The following is an 18008-nucleotide window of genomic DNA, read 5'->3' on the forward strand; positions in this document are numbered from 1 at the left end:
GCTCAAAAAAAATCCATTACTTTTGCAACGCTAATTCAAGCCCGGGTGGCGGAATTGGTAGACGCGCTGGATTCAAAATCCAGTTCTGGCAACAGAGTGCGGGTTCGATTCCCGCCCCGGGTACAACAAACGCCTGACTATTTAACGATAGTCGGGCGTTTTTGCTTTAAGGTGCAAAGATCCAGTGAGTTAAACTTGAAACTGCCTTTGTCAGCTCTCCCCGCGTTTTTATAACGCCTCCTTTTTAACCTTTTTTAAGCCCGATGTTCTTGCTTTGATCTTTCAAATTCACTTATTTCCACCAAAGTTAAACACTAGTTAGAAATGGAAAACAATAAATTGTCAGATGAAGCCTACTTGTTTGAAGGTTTGACTGAAATGCACTTCACGTCTAAAGACCTTCAAGTTATCCGCTCATTAATTGAAACTCAAAATTTATATGCAGCCGCTATTCGTGAAATAAGAACCAAACTTGAGAACCTGAACGATGAGTTTAAGTACACCAAGGACAGGAACCCCATTCATGAAATTAAATCGCGTGTGAAGTCGCCCCGAAGCATTATGAAAAAATTGCACAAGCGAGGGCTGGAAATGAGTGTTGAATCGGCCCGAAAGAACCTGACAGACATTGCCGGAGTGCGGGTGATTTGTCCTTATATTCATGATATTTATCTTATTGCCAATCTGTTGTCTTCACAGTCCGATATTGAGTTGATCCGGAAGTCTGATTACATTGAAAACCCCAAGCCCAATGGTTATCGGAGTCTGCATCTGATTGTTACAATTCCTGTCTTTCTATCGGAGCGCACAGAGATGGTAAGTGTTGAAGTTCAGATACGGACGATTGCGATGGATTTTTGGGCCTCGCTGGAACACGAATTGGCCTATAAGTTCTTGAATAATAAGCCGGAAGATGTTTCTGAAGAGTTGAAAGAATGTGCTGACGTTATTGCGAATACCGATACCAGAATGCAGCAACTATTTAACAGGATTCATCACGATGCACTTGAAGAATAAGACAAGGCAGAAAGTATGATGGAGCGATGAAAGAGGCTCAGAGTTGAACCGGCTTCGTGAATTGTGAACGGATTAGGCTGTGAATGTACTGGCTAAGGGTGTGCTGCACGCAAGGTTCTTTAAGGGAGCTGAGCGTATAGGCTGACTGAAAATGGAGGTGTTCTTCGATTTTCAAAAAATAAATACAACTATGGTATTTAAATAAATCTTTCAATATCTTTGATTAAATAAAGGAGATTAATCACGAAGCAATGACAATAGTTGACAACCCTAAAATTCTTATCGCCGAAGATGTTGAGTCGAATTACCTGTACTTAAGTGCTGTATTGAGCAAAATTAAAGCAACGATTTATTGGGCAAAGAATGGTAAAGAGGCTGTCGATATCTTCAAGAAGGAAGCTATTGATTTGGTGTTGATGGATCTTCAGATGCCTGAAATGAATGGTTATGAGGCAACAAAAATCATGAAGTCCATTGATCCGGACTTGCCTATTGTGGCACAAACCGCCTTTGCTATGTCCGATGACCGGGAGAAAGCCCTGGAAGCCGGATGTGACGATTACCTGGCCAAACCCATTAAATCCAAAGATCTTTTAAATACGGTGGAAAAATTTATTCACGTTTGATAATTTTAGCTGAAATTAAAGATGAAGCGTTCATTTCGAAATCAGGAATGAACGTTTTTTTGTAATTGATTCAGCAATTTGCGACTGATGATTTATTACTTTTGGACAATTAATTAATTCATCTGATGGAAAAGAAACAATTTTTACTTGATCAACGATATTTGAAAATGGCTTCAATCTGGGCCAAGAATTCGTATTGCAAGCGGCGCCAGGTCGGTGCACTTTTAGTTAAAGATAAGATGATCATATCGGATGGATACAATGGAACTCCTTCTGGTTTTGAGAATGTTTGTGAAGACGAAAATAATCTGACCAAACCCTATGTGCTGCATGCCGAAGCCAATGCGATAAGCAAAGTCGCCAAATCGAACAACAGCAGTGAGGGCGCGACCATGTATGTTACTTCGTCTCCTTGTCTTGAATGTTCCAAGTTGATCATTCAGGCTGGTATTAAGCGGGTTGTTTTTACCGATAACTATCGTCTGGAGGATGGAATAACCCTGTTGAAACGAGCCGATATCGATGTGGTTCAGGTTGAAATAGAAGAATAGAAAAGTCATGAACAGAAAACAGATAAGCATATACTTACCCATTCTAATTGCTGTTTCAGTGATTATTGGAATCATTCTGGGCAACAACCTGAGTCAGCTTCACCAACCATCGCTTCAGAACTTGACGCCTCCCCGGGGAAACAAGCTGAGCACCATTGTTGAGCTGATCAATCAGGCCTATGTTGATTCTGTAGAAACCGATGAATTGGTAGAGAAAACCATTCCGGAGTTGCTGAAAAACCTGGATCCGCACACGGCTTATATTCCGGCCCGCGACATGCAGGAAGTGCATGAAGAGATGCAGGGAAACTTTGGGGGGATTGGTGTGCAGTTTTCTATTCATAACGATACTGTTCAGGTTATTGATGTGGTTTCGGGCGGACCTTCTTCTAAACTCGGCATTTTGCCGGGCGACCGCATTGTTACGGTCAACGACTCGGTGATTGCCGGCATTGATATTAAAAACCAGGATGTGCTTACCGTGCTTCGGGGCGAAAAAGGCACAAAGGTGCGGATTGGCATAAAACGTCGGTCGATTGATGAGTTAATTGAATTTGAAATTACCCGCGGCGACATTCCAATTTACAGCATCGACGTGAGTTATATGATTGATGACAGCACCGGATTTATTAAAGTGAACCGTTTTGCAGAGAAAACTTATGATGAGTTCATCAATGGTATTTCCAAACTAAAAGCCGAAGGGGCCGAGAAGTTTATTATTGATTTACGTGGAAACCCAGGAGGTTACCTGGCTTCTGTGGTAAGTATGGTTAACGAATTTTTATCGGAAGGGAAGTTGATTGTTTATACCGAAGGGAAATCGCAACCGCGAAAAACATACACGTCAACCGAAAGTGGAATCGTTAAGGATAAAGAAGTCATTGTACTTATTGATGAATATTCGGCATCGGCCAGCGAGATTTTTGCCGGTGCTATTCAGGATAATGACCGCGGAATTGTGGTTGGACGTCGTTCGTTTGGTAAAGGTCTGGTGCAGGAACAGATTCCTTTCCGCGACGGTTCAGCGCTTCGCCTAACGGTTGCCCGTTACTACACGCCAAGTGGTAGAAGTATTCAGAAACCTTACGAAGAAGGCAATATGGACTATTATCACGACATCATTAACCGGGCCGAGCATGGCGAGTTTCAGGTGGCGGACAGCATTCATTTTGCCGATTCGCTGAAGTATGAAACTGCTGGAGGTCGAATCGTTTACGGTGGTGGTGGCATTATGCCCGATTACTTTGTTTCGGCCGATACCACGGGCTATTCCGGTTACTTTTCGAAGATTACTCAAAAAGCCTTGGTTTACCATTTTGCGTTCCAATACAGCGATGAACACCGAGAGCAGCTCAACATGTTGAAAACGGCCGCCGAATTTGTTGACTACCTCGACAAAAAACAGATTATGAATCAATTTGTGGCCTATGCCGAGAAGGAAGGTGTCAAGCGCGATTCGAAAGGCCTTAAAGCCAGCGGTAAAATTATCGAAACCCAGATTAAAGCCTACATTGCCCGAAATATCATCGGCGAGGAAGGCTTCTTCCCAATTATTAAGGATATTGATGAAACACTGAAGGAGGCTATTCGCCTTTCGCATTCAAAAAAACAATTAAGTCAGTTGCTGGCTGTAACAAATTAGTCGTTTGGTCGTCCTAAGGTTGTAATGACCTTATGAAAGAATGACCGTTGACGATTATAATCAAGCCGTAAATTGGCATGCCGATGCTGTTTTTCGATTTGTACTGAAGAATATCAAGGATGAAGAGAAAGCCCGGGATATTGTTCAGGACAGTTTCGAGAAACTATGGATGCATTTGTATTCGGTAGATGCCGCTAAGGTTAAGTCGTATTTGTTTTCAACGGCTTATCATCGTACCATCGATGTGATTCGGAAAGACCAGCGCCAGGTGAGTTGCGAGGAGTCGCAGCTTCCCGAAGAGGGGCATTCCACCCATTACTCTGATGTTGGAGAAGTGCTGGAGCATGCCATTAAACAGTTATCCGATGATCAGCGTGCGGTGCTACTCTTGCGTGATTATGAAGGCTATTCGTACAAAGAAATCAGCGACATAACCGCGCTTAGCGAAGCTCAGGTTAAGGTATACATTTACCGGGCCCGGGTGTTTCTGAAAAATTATATTGGGAAATTAGATGTGCTTGTTTGAACCATGAATATTAACCGATCCAATTACGAAATTTATTTTCTGGATTATCTGGATGGTAATCTGCCGGATAGTCAGGTCGATGATTTCCTGGACTTTTTGGCGAATAATCCCGACTTGAACGAAGAGCTGAAAGCGGTTTCGTCGATTCGGGTTCCGGTTGATGAGCGCATGTTCCCGAATAAGAAGGCCCTTTTGAAAAAGGAAATTACGGAAGAATCTTCGTTCGATTACCGGGCGGTTGCCTTTTTGGAAAACGATTTGGAAGAAGACGATAAACTCGCTTTTTTAAGGGAGTTGACCACTGATCCCCAAAAGGAGCAGCAATTCGATTTGCTTTTGAAAACCCAGCTGAAGCCAGACAATTCCATTCAGTTCAGCAATAAAAAGTCTCTGTATAAAAAGCCGGCGCGAAAAGTTGTTTTGTTATGGGGAAGCCTGGTGGCTGCTGCCCTGGTTCTGCTTTTTGCGGTATGGGCTGTTTGGGATACGGAGTTTAAGAAGGAACAGACAATTCAATACACCGATCAGGTTACGCCAGCAATGGAGCCAACAACTTCGAAAGAAAAGGAACAGCTGGCAAGTCGTCCGGCAACAACTCCTGAAGAAACAGCTGCAGAATCAAAGGGACAAACCGTAATGCCAAAGGAGCCAGTAGCACCCATTCAGCCTCAATTAGCCAGACAGGAACCTGTAGCAACGGATCGGCTACAGCCTAAGCGGGAAGAAGTTCCTCAAAAGTTGACTCCGATTTCAAGCCGGTTGGAACTACCAGACAGTAGTGCGCCTGTTGCCTTGGCAGGGACGACCAAGCAGGCCGAACCGTTGTCCCCCGACTATCTTACGGTTGACGAATACCTGGCTCAAAAAGTATTGCACAAGGCCAAAGATGAACCCCTGAAGTTTTCGGACCTGGTTAATGCCGGACTGAATGTCGTTTCTTCGGTGAGTAGCGAGCGGTTGGACTACGAAACCAATGAAAAGGGAAAACTTTCAGAGATCAGTTTGAATACCCGATTGCTGGCCTTTTCCATTCCGCTGAAAAAAGAGCGCTAAGCTGTAACTTTTTTTAACAGTTGGCCGTCCTACTCCTGAAAGCAATTAAACAATGATTAGTGGTTGACTACTCCTGGCCAGGAAGAAAACAAACACCATGTAACACGCTAAATTGAAAAAGATGAAAACAACAGTTTTACTTAGTCTGATGATTTTTTGCCTGACCCTGACTTATGCTCAGGATTCAACGAAGGTGGGAAACCTGGTTGATGTAAAGGAAGGTAGTGGCCGAACCGAGGTGGGAATTTTAAATGACCGTATTCATATTGAAGATGATTATAGCAACGATACAACGCACATCCGGATTGGAAATCGGAATGTTGAAGTGATCGAGAAAGAGGGTCGTACCACTGTCAACATGCATCGCGATGGTTTCCGGGATAAGAAAAAAGACAACTGGCGGCACAAAGGCTTTGATGGTCACTGGGGTGGTTTTGAATTGGGAATCAATACCTTTTATGATGACGGGCACTTTGGTGGTACCGGCTTTATGTCGCTAAACCAATCCAAGTCCATGGAAGTGAATATTAACTTTCTAGAATACAATATTGTTTTGAGCGATCAGCGTGTTGGTCTGGTTACTGGTATGGGCTGGACGATGAATAACTACCGTTTTGATAATGCCATCACTCTTCAGAAGGTGGATGGGCAGATTGTTCCTCTGGAATTGGAGCATGATGGCCTGAAAAAGTCAAAACTGACGGTTTCTTACCTGACCATTCCCCTGTTGCTTGAATTCCAGATTCCAGTGAACGATCATTCCAATGAAGTTTATATATCGGGCGGTTTAATTGGTGGATTCAACCTGGGATCGCACACCAAAGTAAAGACAGATCGCTCGAAAAGTAAAGATCACGGCAACTTCAATATCAATCCTTTCAAGTATGCGGTTACCGGGCGTGTGGGTTTGAAAGACATTGGTGTGTATGCGACCTATAACCTGTCGTCCATTTTTAAAGATGGGGGAGGCCCGGAGTTTTTTCCCTTTAGTGTAGGAATCAGTATCGTTAATTTCTAAAACCAACTTTCAGAAAACAAAATAGCCTGCCTGGTGCAGGCTTCTTTTTTCAATAATCATGCGTAACTTTGTTGGATGATTAGAGTCATGAAACAATTTTTCGCCATAGTCTTATCTTCCTTGTTGAGCTTGGGTGCCAGCGCTCAGTTGAACGATAGCATTCCTGTAAGTCAACCTGGCTGGGGTAATCAACCTAACATTATTCAGTTCGAAGGTGTTGTTACGGATGGCTTTAATTACTGGGAAGATAAATTTACGGGGCATTGGTCGGGCATTTACCTGGGATTGAATGGCTTTATGGATAAAGATTACTCTCTTTATCCGGAAGACGAAGCCGGTTTTTTGGATGTCAACTTTTTACGGTCAACCGTATTGAACCTCAATCTTATTCAGATTTCTCAAAGTTTACAGCACACCCGAAATACCATTGGATTGGTCACCGGCGTAGGGATGGAATTTCAGACCTATTTTCTGGATAAGAAAACCAGTATTGAGCAAACTCCCGACCGGATTGAACCCATTGAACGCTTGTATGATTCGAAGCAAAAATCAAAATTATCGTCGTTTTACCTGACTGTTCCTTTGTTGGTTGAGTTTCAGATACCCGTGAAACATTATGGCAACCGCATTCATCTGTCAGCAGGTGTTGTTGCCAGCAAGCGGTTGAGTACCCATACTAAGGTGAAATACCGGGAGAATGGAAAAAAGGAAAAGCTGAAAACACCCGACGACTTCCACATGCATGATTTTCGTTTCTCGGGGCAGGTGCGTTTGGGGTACCGATGGATCAATCTTTACGCCAGCTACGATCTTCAGCCTTTGTTTAAAGAAGGTAAAGGGCCTGAGCTTTATCCTTTTTCTGTTGGGGTGGCTTTGTTATCCTTTTAATGAGAAGTTGCTGGCTGAGAAATTTCCTGTTTTTGTGGAGGACATTGTGTATTTTAGTCCCCCGATTTAAAACTGATTTAATGACCGATGTCGGTCACAAAATAGATGAACCATGAAATTATTACTTCTGAGTAACTCAACCATGCCTGGTGAAGACTACCTGGCTTATCCCAAGAAAGAAATTCAGCAATTTTTAGGCCCTCAAAAGGTGAAGGCTTTGTTTATTCCGTTTGCAGCGGTTACTTTTTCCTTTGAGGAATATGAGCGTAAAGTGAATGAGAGTTTGCAGGAAATTGGGCATGAGGTTACCAGTATTCATCGGTTTAAGGACCCCGTAAAGGCGGTGGAAGAGGCTGAAGCCATTGTTATTGGTGGTGGAAACACCTGGCAGCTGGTGCGTATGCTGCATGATCAGGATTTGATGGAGGCTATTCGTCGGAAAGTGCAGCAGGGAACCCCTTACATTGGATGGAGCGCTGGCTCAAACGTGGCCTGTCCGACCTTGCGCACAACTAATGACATGCCAATTATCGATCCTAAAAGTTTTAACACCATCAACCTGGTTCCGTTTCAAATTAACCCACACTACTTGGATGCTAATCCGGAAGGGCATGGAGGAGAGACCCGCGAACAGCGTATCTCGGAGTTTTTGGAGATTAATCCAGACACTTATGTGGTTGGTTTGCGTGAAGGAACAATGTTGAAGTTGGAAGATGGTCAGTTAAGCTTAATCGGAGAACGTTCAGCACGTCTGTTTTTAAAAGGAGAAGCACCTTGTGAGAAGGCTGCGGGCGATGACTTTTCTTTTCTGTTAAAAGAATAGCGACTTCTGGACAATTCCGAGACTATTAGATGCTTTACAGCATAAAGTTTGTACTTTTGTCGGCCTAAAAAAACATTGTCATGGAATTGTTGAGGAATAGCTATTTTGCCCTGTTTTTGATCATTTTGATCGGTTTCATTTTGGGTCGTATTAAAATCAAGGGAATATCATTGGATGTTTCTGCAGTCATTTTTGTTGCCTTGGTATTTGGCCATTTTGGAGTTATCATCCCCAAAGATTTTCAATATCTTGGACTGGTCCTGTTTATTTTTACAATTGGCATTCAGGCCGGTCCCGGGTTCTTCAGTTCATTCAAAAAGAATGGACGGGAACTGGCCATTCTAGCGAGTTTGCTTATCCTAAGTTCGAGTGTTATCACCTACCTAGTTTTTCAACTTGGTGGTATTGATAAAAGCCTTTGCATTGGTTTGCTAACCGGCGCTTTAACCAGTACGCCAGGCTTGGCTGCCGCCATTGATACAACAGGTTCGCCGCTGGCGTCCATTGGCTATGGTATCGGCTACCCGTTTGGTGTGATTGGCGTTATTTTGTTTGTGAGTTTCCTACCACGATTGCTGCGTGTAAATGTTAAAGATGCTGAGGAACAATATAAAAAGGAAATGTCAGCCGGATTTCCGGAAATCATGAAAAAGAATTTCCTGGTTGAAAACGAGAATGTGGTGGGCAAAACCATTCGCGAACTACGAATCCGTTATATGACCAAAGCTGTTGTGTCGCGCGTGATGCAGGGGGAGGAAGCCATCACTCCTGCTCCGGAAACCGTTTTGCGTAAAGGAGATGTGATTAAAGCAGTGGGAACAGCTGAAGCGCTTGGCCGAGTAAAACTGTTGATTGGCCCGGAGGTGGATGTTGAAATTCCATTGAGCAATCAGTACGATGTACGTTCAGTGCTGGTAACCAACAAAGAGGTGGTCAATAAAACACTGGGCCAGCTTAATATGCTCAGTACCTATAACGCAACCATTACCCGTATTCGCCGGTCGGGTATCGACTTGTCTCCAACCCCTTCGTCTAAGTTGCAGTTTGGAGATAAATTGGTTGTTGCCTGTAACAAAGAAAATATGGAACAGGTTAACCGTATTTTTGGCGATGACGACCGCCGCCTGTCTGATACCGATTTTTTACCCATTGCAACAGGGATTATTCTTGGAATTTTAGTTGGCAAGCTGAGCATTAACTTTGGGTCTTTCTCATTTAGTTTGGGGCTGACCGGTGGTATTCTACTTACAGCTTTGGTACTTGGACGAACCGGAAAGACTGGCCCTGTAATGTGGACCATGACCGGGGCTGCCAACCAGTTATTACGACAGTTTGGCCTGCTGTTTTTCCTGGCAGCTGTTGGTTCCAGTGCAGGTTCCAGCCTGGTTGACACGTTCCAGGAATATGGGATCGAGTTGTTTATTTATGGAATTTTGATCACCCTGGTTCCGATGATAATTACGAGTTTGGTCGCTCGGGTGTTTTTGAAGATGAATATTTTAACTTTGTTAGGAACACTGACAGGAAGTATGACCAGTACCCCCGGGCTTGCTGCCATTGATGGAATGACCGACACCGATGCGCCTTCAGTTGCTTATGCCACGGTATATCCAATCGCTATGGTGTTGCTTATCGTTTTTGTGCAGATTCTTAGCCTGATTGAACCCCTGATATTATGAGTTTAAAAGAGATTGATGTTATTGCTTTTGATGCCGATGATACCTTGTGGGAAAACGAAAACTTTTTTCGTGATGCCGAAAAGGAGTTTTGCCACATCATGGAAGAATATCAGTCCACCGAAAACATGATGGCTGAGCTATACCGTGTTGAAGGCCAGAACATGGAGATGTACGGATTTGGGATTAAAGCATTTATCCTTTCCATGATGGAAACCGCTTTGCTGGTGTCGGATAAGCAGGTACGGCCCGACCAAATGGAGGCAATCATTGCCATTGGCAAAAGCATGCTGCACAAAGATGTAGTTTTGCTGGATGGCATCCGTGATTTGCTGGAGAAACTGGCTCCCCATTATCGGTTGGTGGTTGCCACCAAAGGCGACTTGCTCGACCAGGAACGCAAGCTGGCTAAGTCGGGCTTGCTGAAGTATTTTCACCACATCGAAGTGATGTCGAACAAGCGGGAAGAAAACTACTGCGAATTGCTCAGGCACCTCGATTTGGAGGCCGGGAAGTTTATGATGATTGGAAATTCCCTGAAATCAGATGTGTTGCCCGTTGTTAATCTCGGAGGTTACGGAGTGCATGTTCCGTATCACACCACCTGGGAATTTGAGCAGATGGACCCGGCCGAGATTAAAAGTGATCGCTTTTTTGAACTAAAGGAAATTCATGATGTTTTGACTTTATTTGAAGAGGCTTAACTTTACCTGAAAAACCAATGGAATACCAAGGGAATATACTTAAAATGAAGACCGAATTGGGCGAGCCCATTCAGTACCAGTTGCCAATTGGCGACCAGCTTGTTCCAATGAATGAGCTGATCGGTCAGCATATTCATTTCAAATTTGACGGACAAATTAACTGCATCTCCTGCGGTAAGAAAACAAAAACATCCTTCGGACAAGGTTTTTGTTATGCCTGCTTTCAGACGGTTCCGGAAGCCGACGAATCGGTTGTGCGTCCAGAACTATCCAAAGCCCAGTATGGGCTTGCCCGCGACCTGGAATGGGCCGAGCAACACGACCTGATTGACCATTATGTCTATTTTGCGGTTTCCAGTGAGCTGAAGATCGGAGTGACGCGTCATCATCAGGTGCCCACCCGTTGGATTGATCAGGGCGCCAGCCGCGCTATTAGACTGGCTAAAACGCCCAACCGCCATATTGCCGGCATTATTGAGGTACTTCTGAAAAGGCATTTTACCGATAAAACCAACTGGCGGGCCATGCTAACCAATAAGGTAGATAATTCGATTGATCTGGTAACGGAAAAGCAAAAAGCACTTCAGTTGATGCCACTGGAGTTGCAGCAATACTTTTCGGATGAAAACGAGGTGCTTGATCTGCACTATCCGGTAACTGAGTACCCGACCAAGGTGAGCAGCGTTAGTTTTGATAAAAAGCCGGTGATTGAGGGAACCCTGAAAGGGATCAAAGGACAATATCTTCTGCTTGATAAAAACCAAGTGTTGAACATGCGTAAGCATAATGGGTACTTTTTGACCCTTTCTACGAATTCGTAGCTCGTATCTTTTGTTCTGTTTTAAATCGTAGGTGTTATTGGTGTTTCGCTTTTAGTCTTCTAATTGCTTGTTTTTGAATATGTTTATAGAACACGTTTTTAAGACGCTAATTAGAAGGGTTCTTCGGTATAATTGGTCTTTTTTTTCGTTAATTTTAGGGATTCAAAAAAAGCGGTTCAGCAAATAACATACACTATGGAAAATCAAGATTGGAAGAAGATAGGCTTCGGCTATCGTAAAGCAAACTTTAACGTTCGTTGCACTTATAAAAATGGCGAATGGGGCGACCTGGAGTTGAATGACTCTGAATACATCAACATGCATATGGCTGCTACGTCACTTCATTATGGTCAGGAGGCCTTCGAAGGGCTTAAGGCTTTTATGGGGAAAGATGGTAAAATCCGAATTTTTAGAATGGATGAAAATGCCAAACGCATGCAAAGCTCTTGTGATGGGATTTTGATGCCACGTTTGCCAATTGAAAAATTCCAGGAAGCCGTTAAATTAGCGGTGGAAAAAAACAAGGATTTTGTCCCTCCTTATGGCTCTGGTGCCTCTTTATACATTCGACCTTTGCTGATTGGAACCGGGCCTGAAATTGGGGTAAAACCTGCCGGAGAATACTTGTTCATTATTTTTGTAATGCCCGTAGGCCCTTACTTCCCGGAAGGCTTCAAACCAACTGATTTGCTGATTATGCGCAAGTTTGACCGCGCTGCTCCACAAGGAACCGGAAAATACAAGGTGGGAGGTAATTACGCTGCCAGTTTGACTGCCGGTAAAAAAGCGAAATCCGAAGGATATTCAGCGGTGCTTTATTTGGACTCGCGTGAGAAAAAATTTATTGACGAATGTGGTCCGGCGAACTTTTTCGGAATCAAAAATGAAACCTACATTACGCCGGAATCGGACTCTATTTTGCCATCCATTACCAATAAAAGCCTGATGCAGATTGCTAAAGATTTGGGTTTGAAAGTAGAATGCCGCAAAGTGCCCGTGGAAGAACTGGAAACTTTTGAAGAAGTTGGTGCCTGCGGTACTGCTGCCGTTATTTCGCCGATCAAGCGGATTTACGACGACGACTTGGATAAGGAATATAACTATGGTACTGAGCCAGGGCCCTGGAGCACGAAACTTTACGAAAAACTGCGTGCCATTCAGGATGGCGATGCGCCAGACCCTTATGGTTGGGTAGCTGTGATTGACTAATCATTTTTAAGTAAGATATTGAAAACCTCATTCGCTGGCGTGAATGAGGTTTTTTTAAGGACCTGACTTCTGCTTGACGAAAACTGAAAATGAATGTGATCGGACGCTTTTGACTTGTTTTACAGATTTCGAGGAAAGTACTACATTTGAGTTTTCGATAGAATTTCATGGGCTGGCAAGGAGCGTACCTTGCATTATAGCCCAGGAGTTTAATGAAAAAGCACCTTGTCACTGATTGTTCTATTCTGCTAAACTATATGAAATGAGCCAACTAAAACCTTTTATTGAACTTCGCAGAAGCATACTTTTTCTGCTGTTATCCCTTATTGGCTTTACACAACTACATGGCCAGTCGCAAACCAATGAGCGGGCCCGGTGGTTCGTTGATGCCCGTTATGGCATGTTTATTCACTGGGGCCTGTATAGCGCTACCGAAGGAATATGGAAAGGAGAGCCTTTGCGGAATGCGAACAATTACGCGGAGTGGATTTACTACCGTAACCGGATTGAAAAAGATGAATACCTGGAATTAATGGATCGCTTCGATTGGGAATCCATTGACCCGGAAGAATGGGTGTTGCTGGCCAAACGGGCGGGCATGAAATACGTAACCCTGACGGCCAAGCATCACGATGGCTTTGCGCTTTGGGATAGCCAGGTGTCAGATTATGATATTGCAGAATACACACAGCCCAAACGCGACATTGTGAAGGAACTGGCCGAGGCTTGCCAGAAACATGGGCTGAAGCTGGGGCTTTATTACTCGCATTGGGTGGATTGGGAGCATCCTTATGGTTGGGATCACACCAAAGAAATTTACCCCATTACCGCGGAACAATATGACCAGTATTGGCAGGAGAAAGTGATGCCGCAGATGCGGGAGCTTTTATCCAACTACGGGCCCATTGGGATGATTTGGTTTGACATGTGGATCAACCATTCCGAATCCATTATCAGCAAGGAACAACTGCTTCAGCTTAAGAGCCTCATTCGAACCTTACAACCCGACTGCCTGGTAAACTCCCGCTTGGGCCTTTCCATGGAGGAAGACAGTGATATTGACTATCGCACCTTAGGCGACAACCAGTTGGGTACACAAAAACTGGATTATCCCTGGCAATCACCCGGAACGGTTGCGCACTCCTGGGGCTTTCATCAGCTGGATACCGAATGGAAATCAACCACCAGCTTGTTGCAGGCGCTGATTGGGAATGTGAGCCTGAATGGAAATTATATGCTAAACATCGGACCAAAGGCAAACGGTAAGGTGCCTTATGAAATTAGCCAACGCCTGCTTGAAGTGGGGCAGTGGCTGGAGGTCAACGGAGAATCAATTTACAAGGCGGAAGCTTTTGATTTGCCCGAAAATCAGCATGATTGGGGAAAAATTACCTACAAGGAGATTGCCCATGGCATTCATCGGCTTTATCTGCATGTGTATAACTGGCCTTACAATTCCCAACTTCCGCTTACCGGAGTGACGACTCAGGCACAAAAAGCTTTCGTATTGAGCGATAAATTGCAAATGCCTTTAAAAATGAAGCATCAAGAGGTGCTGACAAGCATTGAGCTTCCGGCAGAACAACCGGATAATCTGATTTCGGTGATTGTGCTGGAGTATGATCAAAAGCCGGAGATTCAGGAAAACCTGGTTGCTAAAACAGTGGATGGCGGTTTCTCGTTGAAGGCGGAGAACGCTTTTGCAGAAGAAGGGCAAGTGAGTCGGTTTGATTACGAACGGGGAGGAACCATTCCACCACATGTGCTGGTGGAGGATACTTACCAGCTGCGCTGGAAGCTATTTATTGATGAACCGGGAAACTATCGGGTGGATGCTTCGTACAGTTTTCAAGGAAAGAAATCAGCCGGACGGTTGAAGGTACTGGGAGCCGAAAGTAGTTTGGAGCAACCTTTTGCCCCTACAGGGCTGACCGTGGGGGAACCCAACAGCGATTGGCATATTCCCAACTTCAGCTCACACGATTTGGGGATACTGTATTTTCCTCGGGCCGGAGTTTATGAAATTTCGATGCAGGTGGAAGCCCGTAAAAAGCTGCCGGCTCAATTTCAATGGCTTTGGGTGAGAAAAGTTAACAGGAACTGATCCTGGATTTGGAGGTGACCCCATTTTGTTGGCCTTTTCTACGAAAAGCCTGAACCAGACCTTAGGCAGGCTGGTTGTCAACAGGGGGACATTTTTCAGGTCCATTCAAAATATTCAACATTAATAACTACTCATACTATGAATCGAATTGTATTAACATTAATTACTTTTTTCATGTGTTCCTGGGCAGTTTCTGCGCAGCAACAGGATTGGGAGAACGAGCAGGTGATTGGGATTAACAAATTGCCGGCCCGGGCTACTTCCTATTCATTTTCTACGCCTGATGAGGCTTTGACTGGAAACCGGGAGCAGGCACGTATGTTGTCACTGAACGGCAGCTGGAAATTTCATTTTACAGCTGATTCCAAAGACCGGCCAACGGATTTCTATCAGCAAGATCAGCTTTACAGCGAATGGGATGACATTACTGTTCCCTCTTGCTGGGAGATGCAGGGCTACGGAACCCCGATCTACACGAACGTAACGTATCCGTTTCCTAACACGCCACCAACCATTGAGCGCGAAAACCCGGTGGGTTCATACCTCAAAAAATTCACTTTGCCGGAAACCTGGGAGGACAACCAGATCATCCTGCATTTTGGCGGAATAAGCTCGGCTGCTTATGTGTGGCTGAATGGCGAATTGGTGGGCTACACGCAGGGAAGCCGTTTGCCGGCAGAGTTTGATATTACCTCACTGGTTCAGGCAGGCGAAAATAGTTTGGCGGTTCAGGTGTTTCGCTGGAGCGATGGCAGTTACCTCGAAGATCAGGATCATTGGCGCATGAGCGGCTTACACCGGGAAGTGCTGCTTTTGGCTCAACCCAAAGTAAGCATCAATGACTTTTTTGTGCGCACAAAGTTTGACCAGCAGTTCGAAGACGCTTTGTTTATGGTGCGTCCCGAAATTTCGGTGGCTGGCGATATCGATACCAAAGACTGGACGCTTGAAACCCAGTTGTATGGTCCGAATCAGGAAGCCACTTTTGCAGACCCGCTTTCAATACCGGTTAACCGGGTACGCTTTGAAGGGTATCCGCAACGCGACAATGTGTATTTTGGCCTGTTGGAGGCAGAAGTGAAAAGTCCGCAAAAATGGTCGGCCGAATCGCCGGCTTTGTACACTGCTGTTCTGACACTTAAAAACGAGCAGGGTGAAGTGGTGGAAGCCAGAAGCACCAAAGTAGGATTTCGACATGTTTCTACGGATGGAGGCGTCTTCCGGGTTAATGGCAAAGGTGTGAAGCTGTATGGAGTCAACCGCCATGATCATAGCCCGAAGGGAGGAAAAACGGTTACCCGCGAGGAAATGCTGAAAGATGTTTTGCTGATGAAGCAGTTTAATTTCAATTCGGTACGAACCAGCCATTATCCGAACGATCCTTATTTCTACGATTTGTGCGATGAATATGGCTTGTATGTGGTTGACGAGGCCAACATTGAAACTCACCATGCTGGCGGATTCCTTACCAACCAGCCCGAGTGGCTCCAGTCGTTCAACGAACGGGTAATCCGCATGGTTGAACGCGATAAAAACCATGCCTCTATTGTGATTTGGTCGTTAGGAAATGAGTCGGGAACAGGGCCCAACCATGCTGCAGCAGCAGGCTGGCTGAAGGATTTCGATCCAAGCCGACCCATTCATTACGAAGGCGCGCAGGGAGCCCCTAACCATCCTGAATACAAGAAAGTGGGAAGTAAAGAGTACTGGTCGATCACCAACTCATCCAACCCAACCGATCCGGCTTTTGTGGATATGTTGAGCCGGATGTACCCAACACTTGAGGAGCTGGAAGGAATGGCCACCAGTCCGTATATTCACCGGCCTATTTTGATGTGCGAGTATGCCCACTCAATGGGTAATTCATTGGGTAACCTGAAAGAATACTGGGATCTGGTCCGTAAGCACGACAACCTGATGGGTGGTCATATTTGGGATTGGGTGGACCAGGGAATCACCAAAACCGATGAAGATGGCACGGAGTATTTTGCTTATGGCGGCGATTTTGGCGATACACCGAACGACAATAACTTCTGCCTGAACGGGGTGATTAATCCTGATCAAACCTTGAAACCACAGATGTATGAGTGTAAATACGTGTTTCAACCAGTTGCCTGGGAAGCTTATAAACTCGAAGATAAGCAGGTGATTGTAAAAAACCGCTTCAACTTTACCAGTCTGAGTAATTATGAACTTCGCTGGTCGGTTTCAAAATACGGCACTGAGATTGAAAGTGGTGTTCTTGAAGACATCAACTTGCTGCCGGGTGAGTCGAAAGTTATTCGGGTACCTTATACCAAAGCGTCTGATGATGCTGAATACTGGTTGCGTTTGAGTGCTCACCTGAAATCGGATACCAAATGGGAAAAAGCGGGTTACGAAATTGCCAAGGAGCAAATGCTGCTTCCTGGATCAAAACCAATGGCTTTAGCACCTTCAAAAGGACGTGAAACAGTTCGTATTTTGACGGATGATGCGCAACAGCTGGTGATTGGGAGCAAGAATTTTGAAGTACAGTTTGATAAGCAATCGGGCTACCTGACATCCTATAAGGCGAATGGGGAAACCTTAATTGCTTCTCCGTTGAAACCCAACTTCTGGCGTCCACTGACGGATAATGACAGCCGGGGCTGGCGTGTTCAGGAGCGTTTGTCGAAGTGGCCCGAGCTGGCTGAAAACTTTAGCCTGACTGACTTCACTACCGATGCAACGGATTCAAAAATTCGTATTCAAACCACTTTGGAAAACGAAGGTGTTCAGCTGCAATTGGCTTACGAAGTAACGGCTGATGCACGGGTTCATGTGGCTTATGCCATCCAGATTCCGGAAGAAGTTTCGGAGCCCATTCGCATTGGAATGACAACCACGGTGCCTCAGTCAATGAATAACATGGTTTTTTATGGAAAAGGTCAGCATGAAAATTACATTGACCGGAATCAGGGAGCTGAAGTGGATGTTTATCGCGGCAAGGTAAGTGATTTCATCTTCGACTACATTGTTCCTCAGGAAAATGGTAACCGCACAGATGTGCGTTGGTTGAACCTGTCGAATGCCAAAGGGCAGGGGATCATGGTTTTTGGTGATCAGCCGTTGGGAACTTCGGTATGGCCTTATACGGCAGATATGTTGAATAAAGCACGGCATACCAATGAGCTGAAAGAGGCTGGTTTCTTCACCCTGAATATTGATCTGACTCAGGCTGGAGTTGGGGGAATTGATAGCTGGTCATTGCGTGCCCGGCCGATTAACTCCTATCGTTTGCTGGAGAAAAGCTACAGTTACGGCTTTACTTTGATGCCATTGCCCAAAAGGGGCGCAGAGAAATTATTTTAAATCGCATTGAAATTTGA

Annotated in this window: 15 protein-coding genes and 1 tRNA gene; all 16 read left to right on the forward strand. The window is 44.8% G+C overall.

Features of this window, described 5'->3' with window-relative positions:
• Positions 1–39 precede the first annotated feature (39 nt).
• Positions 40–123 (forward strand) — tRNA-Leu (locus tag Q1A18_RS08850).
• Positions 124–324: 201 nt separating this feature from the next.
• On the forward strand, positions 325–1017 hold the full coding sequence (locus Q1A18_RS08855) for a GTP pyrophosphokinase family protein (protein WP_299578607.1): 693 nt from the start codon (positions 325–327) through the stop codon (positions 1015–1017).
• 251 nt (positions 1018–1268) lie between these two features.
• The gene (locus tag Q1A18_RS08860) at positions 1269–1643 is read left to right on the forward strand and encodes a response regulator (RefSeq protein WP_299578609.1); all 375 of its coding nucleotides are present in this window, start codon (positions 1269–1271) and stop codon (positions 1641–1643) included.
• A gap of 125 nt (positions 1644–1768) precedes the next feature.
• Positions 1769–2194 carry a dCMP deaminase family protein gene (locus tag Q1A18_RS08865; protein WP_299578611.1) on the forward strand — a complete coding sequence of 142 codons (426 nt, stop codon included), beginning with the start codon at positions 1769–1771 and terminating at the stop codon, positions 2192–2194.
• 7 nt (positions 2195–2201) lie between these two features.
• On the forward strand, positions 2202–3836 hold the full coding sequence (locus Q1A18_RS08870) for a S41 family peptidase (RefSeq protein ID WP_299578613.1): 1635 nt from the start codon (positions 2202–2204) through the stop codon (positions 3834–3836).
• Between the two features lie 40 nt (positions 3837–3876).
• Positions 3877–4362 carry an RNA polymerase sigma factor gene (locus Q1A18_RS08875; RefSeq protein ID WP_299578615.1) on the forward strand — a complete coding sequence of 162 codons (486 nt, stop codon included), beginning with the start codon at positions 3877–3879 and terminating at the stop codon, positions 4360–4362.
• A gap of 3 nt (positions 4363–4365) precedes the next feature.
• On the forward strand, positions 4366–5415 hold the full coding sequence (locus Q1A18_RS08880; protein WP_299578617.1) for a hypothetical protein: 1050 nt from the start codon (positions 4366–4368) through the stop codon (positions 5413–5415).
• A gap of 121 nt (positions 5416–5536) precedes the next feature.
• Positions 5537–6433 carry an outer membrane beta-barrel protein gene (locus tag Q1A18_RS08885; protein WP_299578619.1) on the forward strand — a complete coding sequence of 299 codons (897 nt, stop codon included), beginning with the start codon at positions 5537–5539 and terminating at the stop codon, positions 6431–6433.
• Between the two features lie 87 nt (positions 6434–6520).
• On the forward strand, positions 6521–7321 hold the full coding sequence (locus Q1A18_RS08890; protein ID WP_299578621.1) for an outer membrane beta-barrel protein: 801 nt from the start codon (positions 6521–6523) through the stop codon (positions 7319–7321).
• Between the two features lie 112 nt (positions 7322–7433).
• Positions 7434–8144 carry a dipeptidase PepE gene (pepE, locus tag Q1A18_RS08895; RefSeq protein WP_299578623.1) on the forward strand — a complete coding sequence of 237 codons (711 nt, stop codon included), beginning with the start codon at positions 7434–7436 and terminating at the stop codon, positions 8142–8144.
• An 80-nt stretch (positions 8145–8224) separates the two neighbouring features.
• A complete protein-coding gene (locus Q1A18_RS08900; RefSeq protein WP_299578625.1) occupies positions 8225–9823 on the forward strand; it encodes a TrkA C-terminal domain-containing protein in 1599 nt (532 codons plus the stop codon).
• Complete coding sequence (locus Q1A18_RS08905; protein ID WP_299578627.1) at positions 9820–10524, forward strand: HAD family hydrolase; 705 nt, start codon at positions 9820–9822, stop codon at positions 10522–10524. Before Q1A18_RS08900 ends, Q1A18_RS08905 begins: the two co-directional genes overlap by 4 nt.
• Positions 10525–10568: 44 nt before the next feature.
• Positions 10569–11345 (forward strand): DUF2797 domain-containing protein, encoded by a 777-nt coding sequence (locus tag Q1A18_RS08910; protein WP_299578629.1) that lies wholly within the window; start codon positions 10569–10571, stop codon positions 11343–11345.
• 132 nt (positions 11346–11477) lie between these two features.
• On the forward strand, positions 11478–12554 hold the full coding sequence (locus Q1A18_RS08915) for a branched-chain amino acid aminotransferase (RefSeq protein ID WP_299578631.1): 1077 nt from the start codon (positions 11478–11480) through the stop codon (positions 12552–12554).
• 262 nt (positions 12555–12816) lie between these two features.
• On the forward strand, positions 12817–14658 hold the full coding sequence (locus tag Q1A18_RS08920) for an alpha-L-fucosidase (RefSeq protein WP_299578633.1): 1842 nt from the start codon (positions 12817–12819) through the stop codon (positions 14656–14658).
• Positions 14659–14796: 138 nt separating this feature from the next.
• Positions 14797–17991, forward strand: a complete 3195-nt coding sequence (locus Q1A18_RS08925) for a glycoside hydrolase family 2 TIM barrel-domain containing protein (RefSeq protein ID WP_299578635.1) — start codon at positions 14797–14799, stop codon at positions 17989–17991.
• The last annotated feature ends 17 nt before the right edge of the window (positions 17992–18008 follow it).

The sequence above is a fragment of the uncultured Sunxiuqinia sp. genome (assembly GCF_947495665.1).
GTDB classification, from domain to species: Bacteria; Bacteroidota; Bacteroidia; order Bacteroidales; family Prolixibacteraceae; genus Sunxiuqinia; species Sunxiuqinia rutila.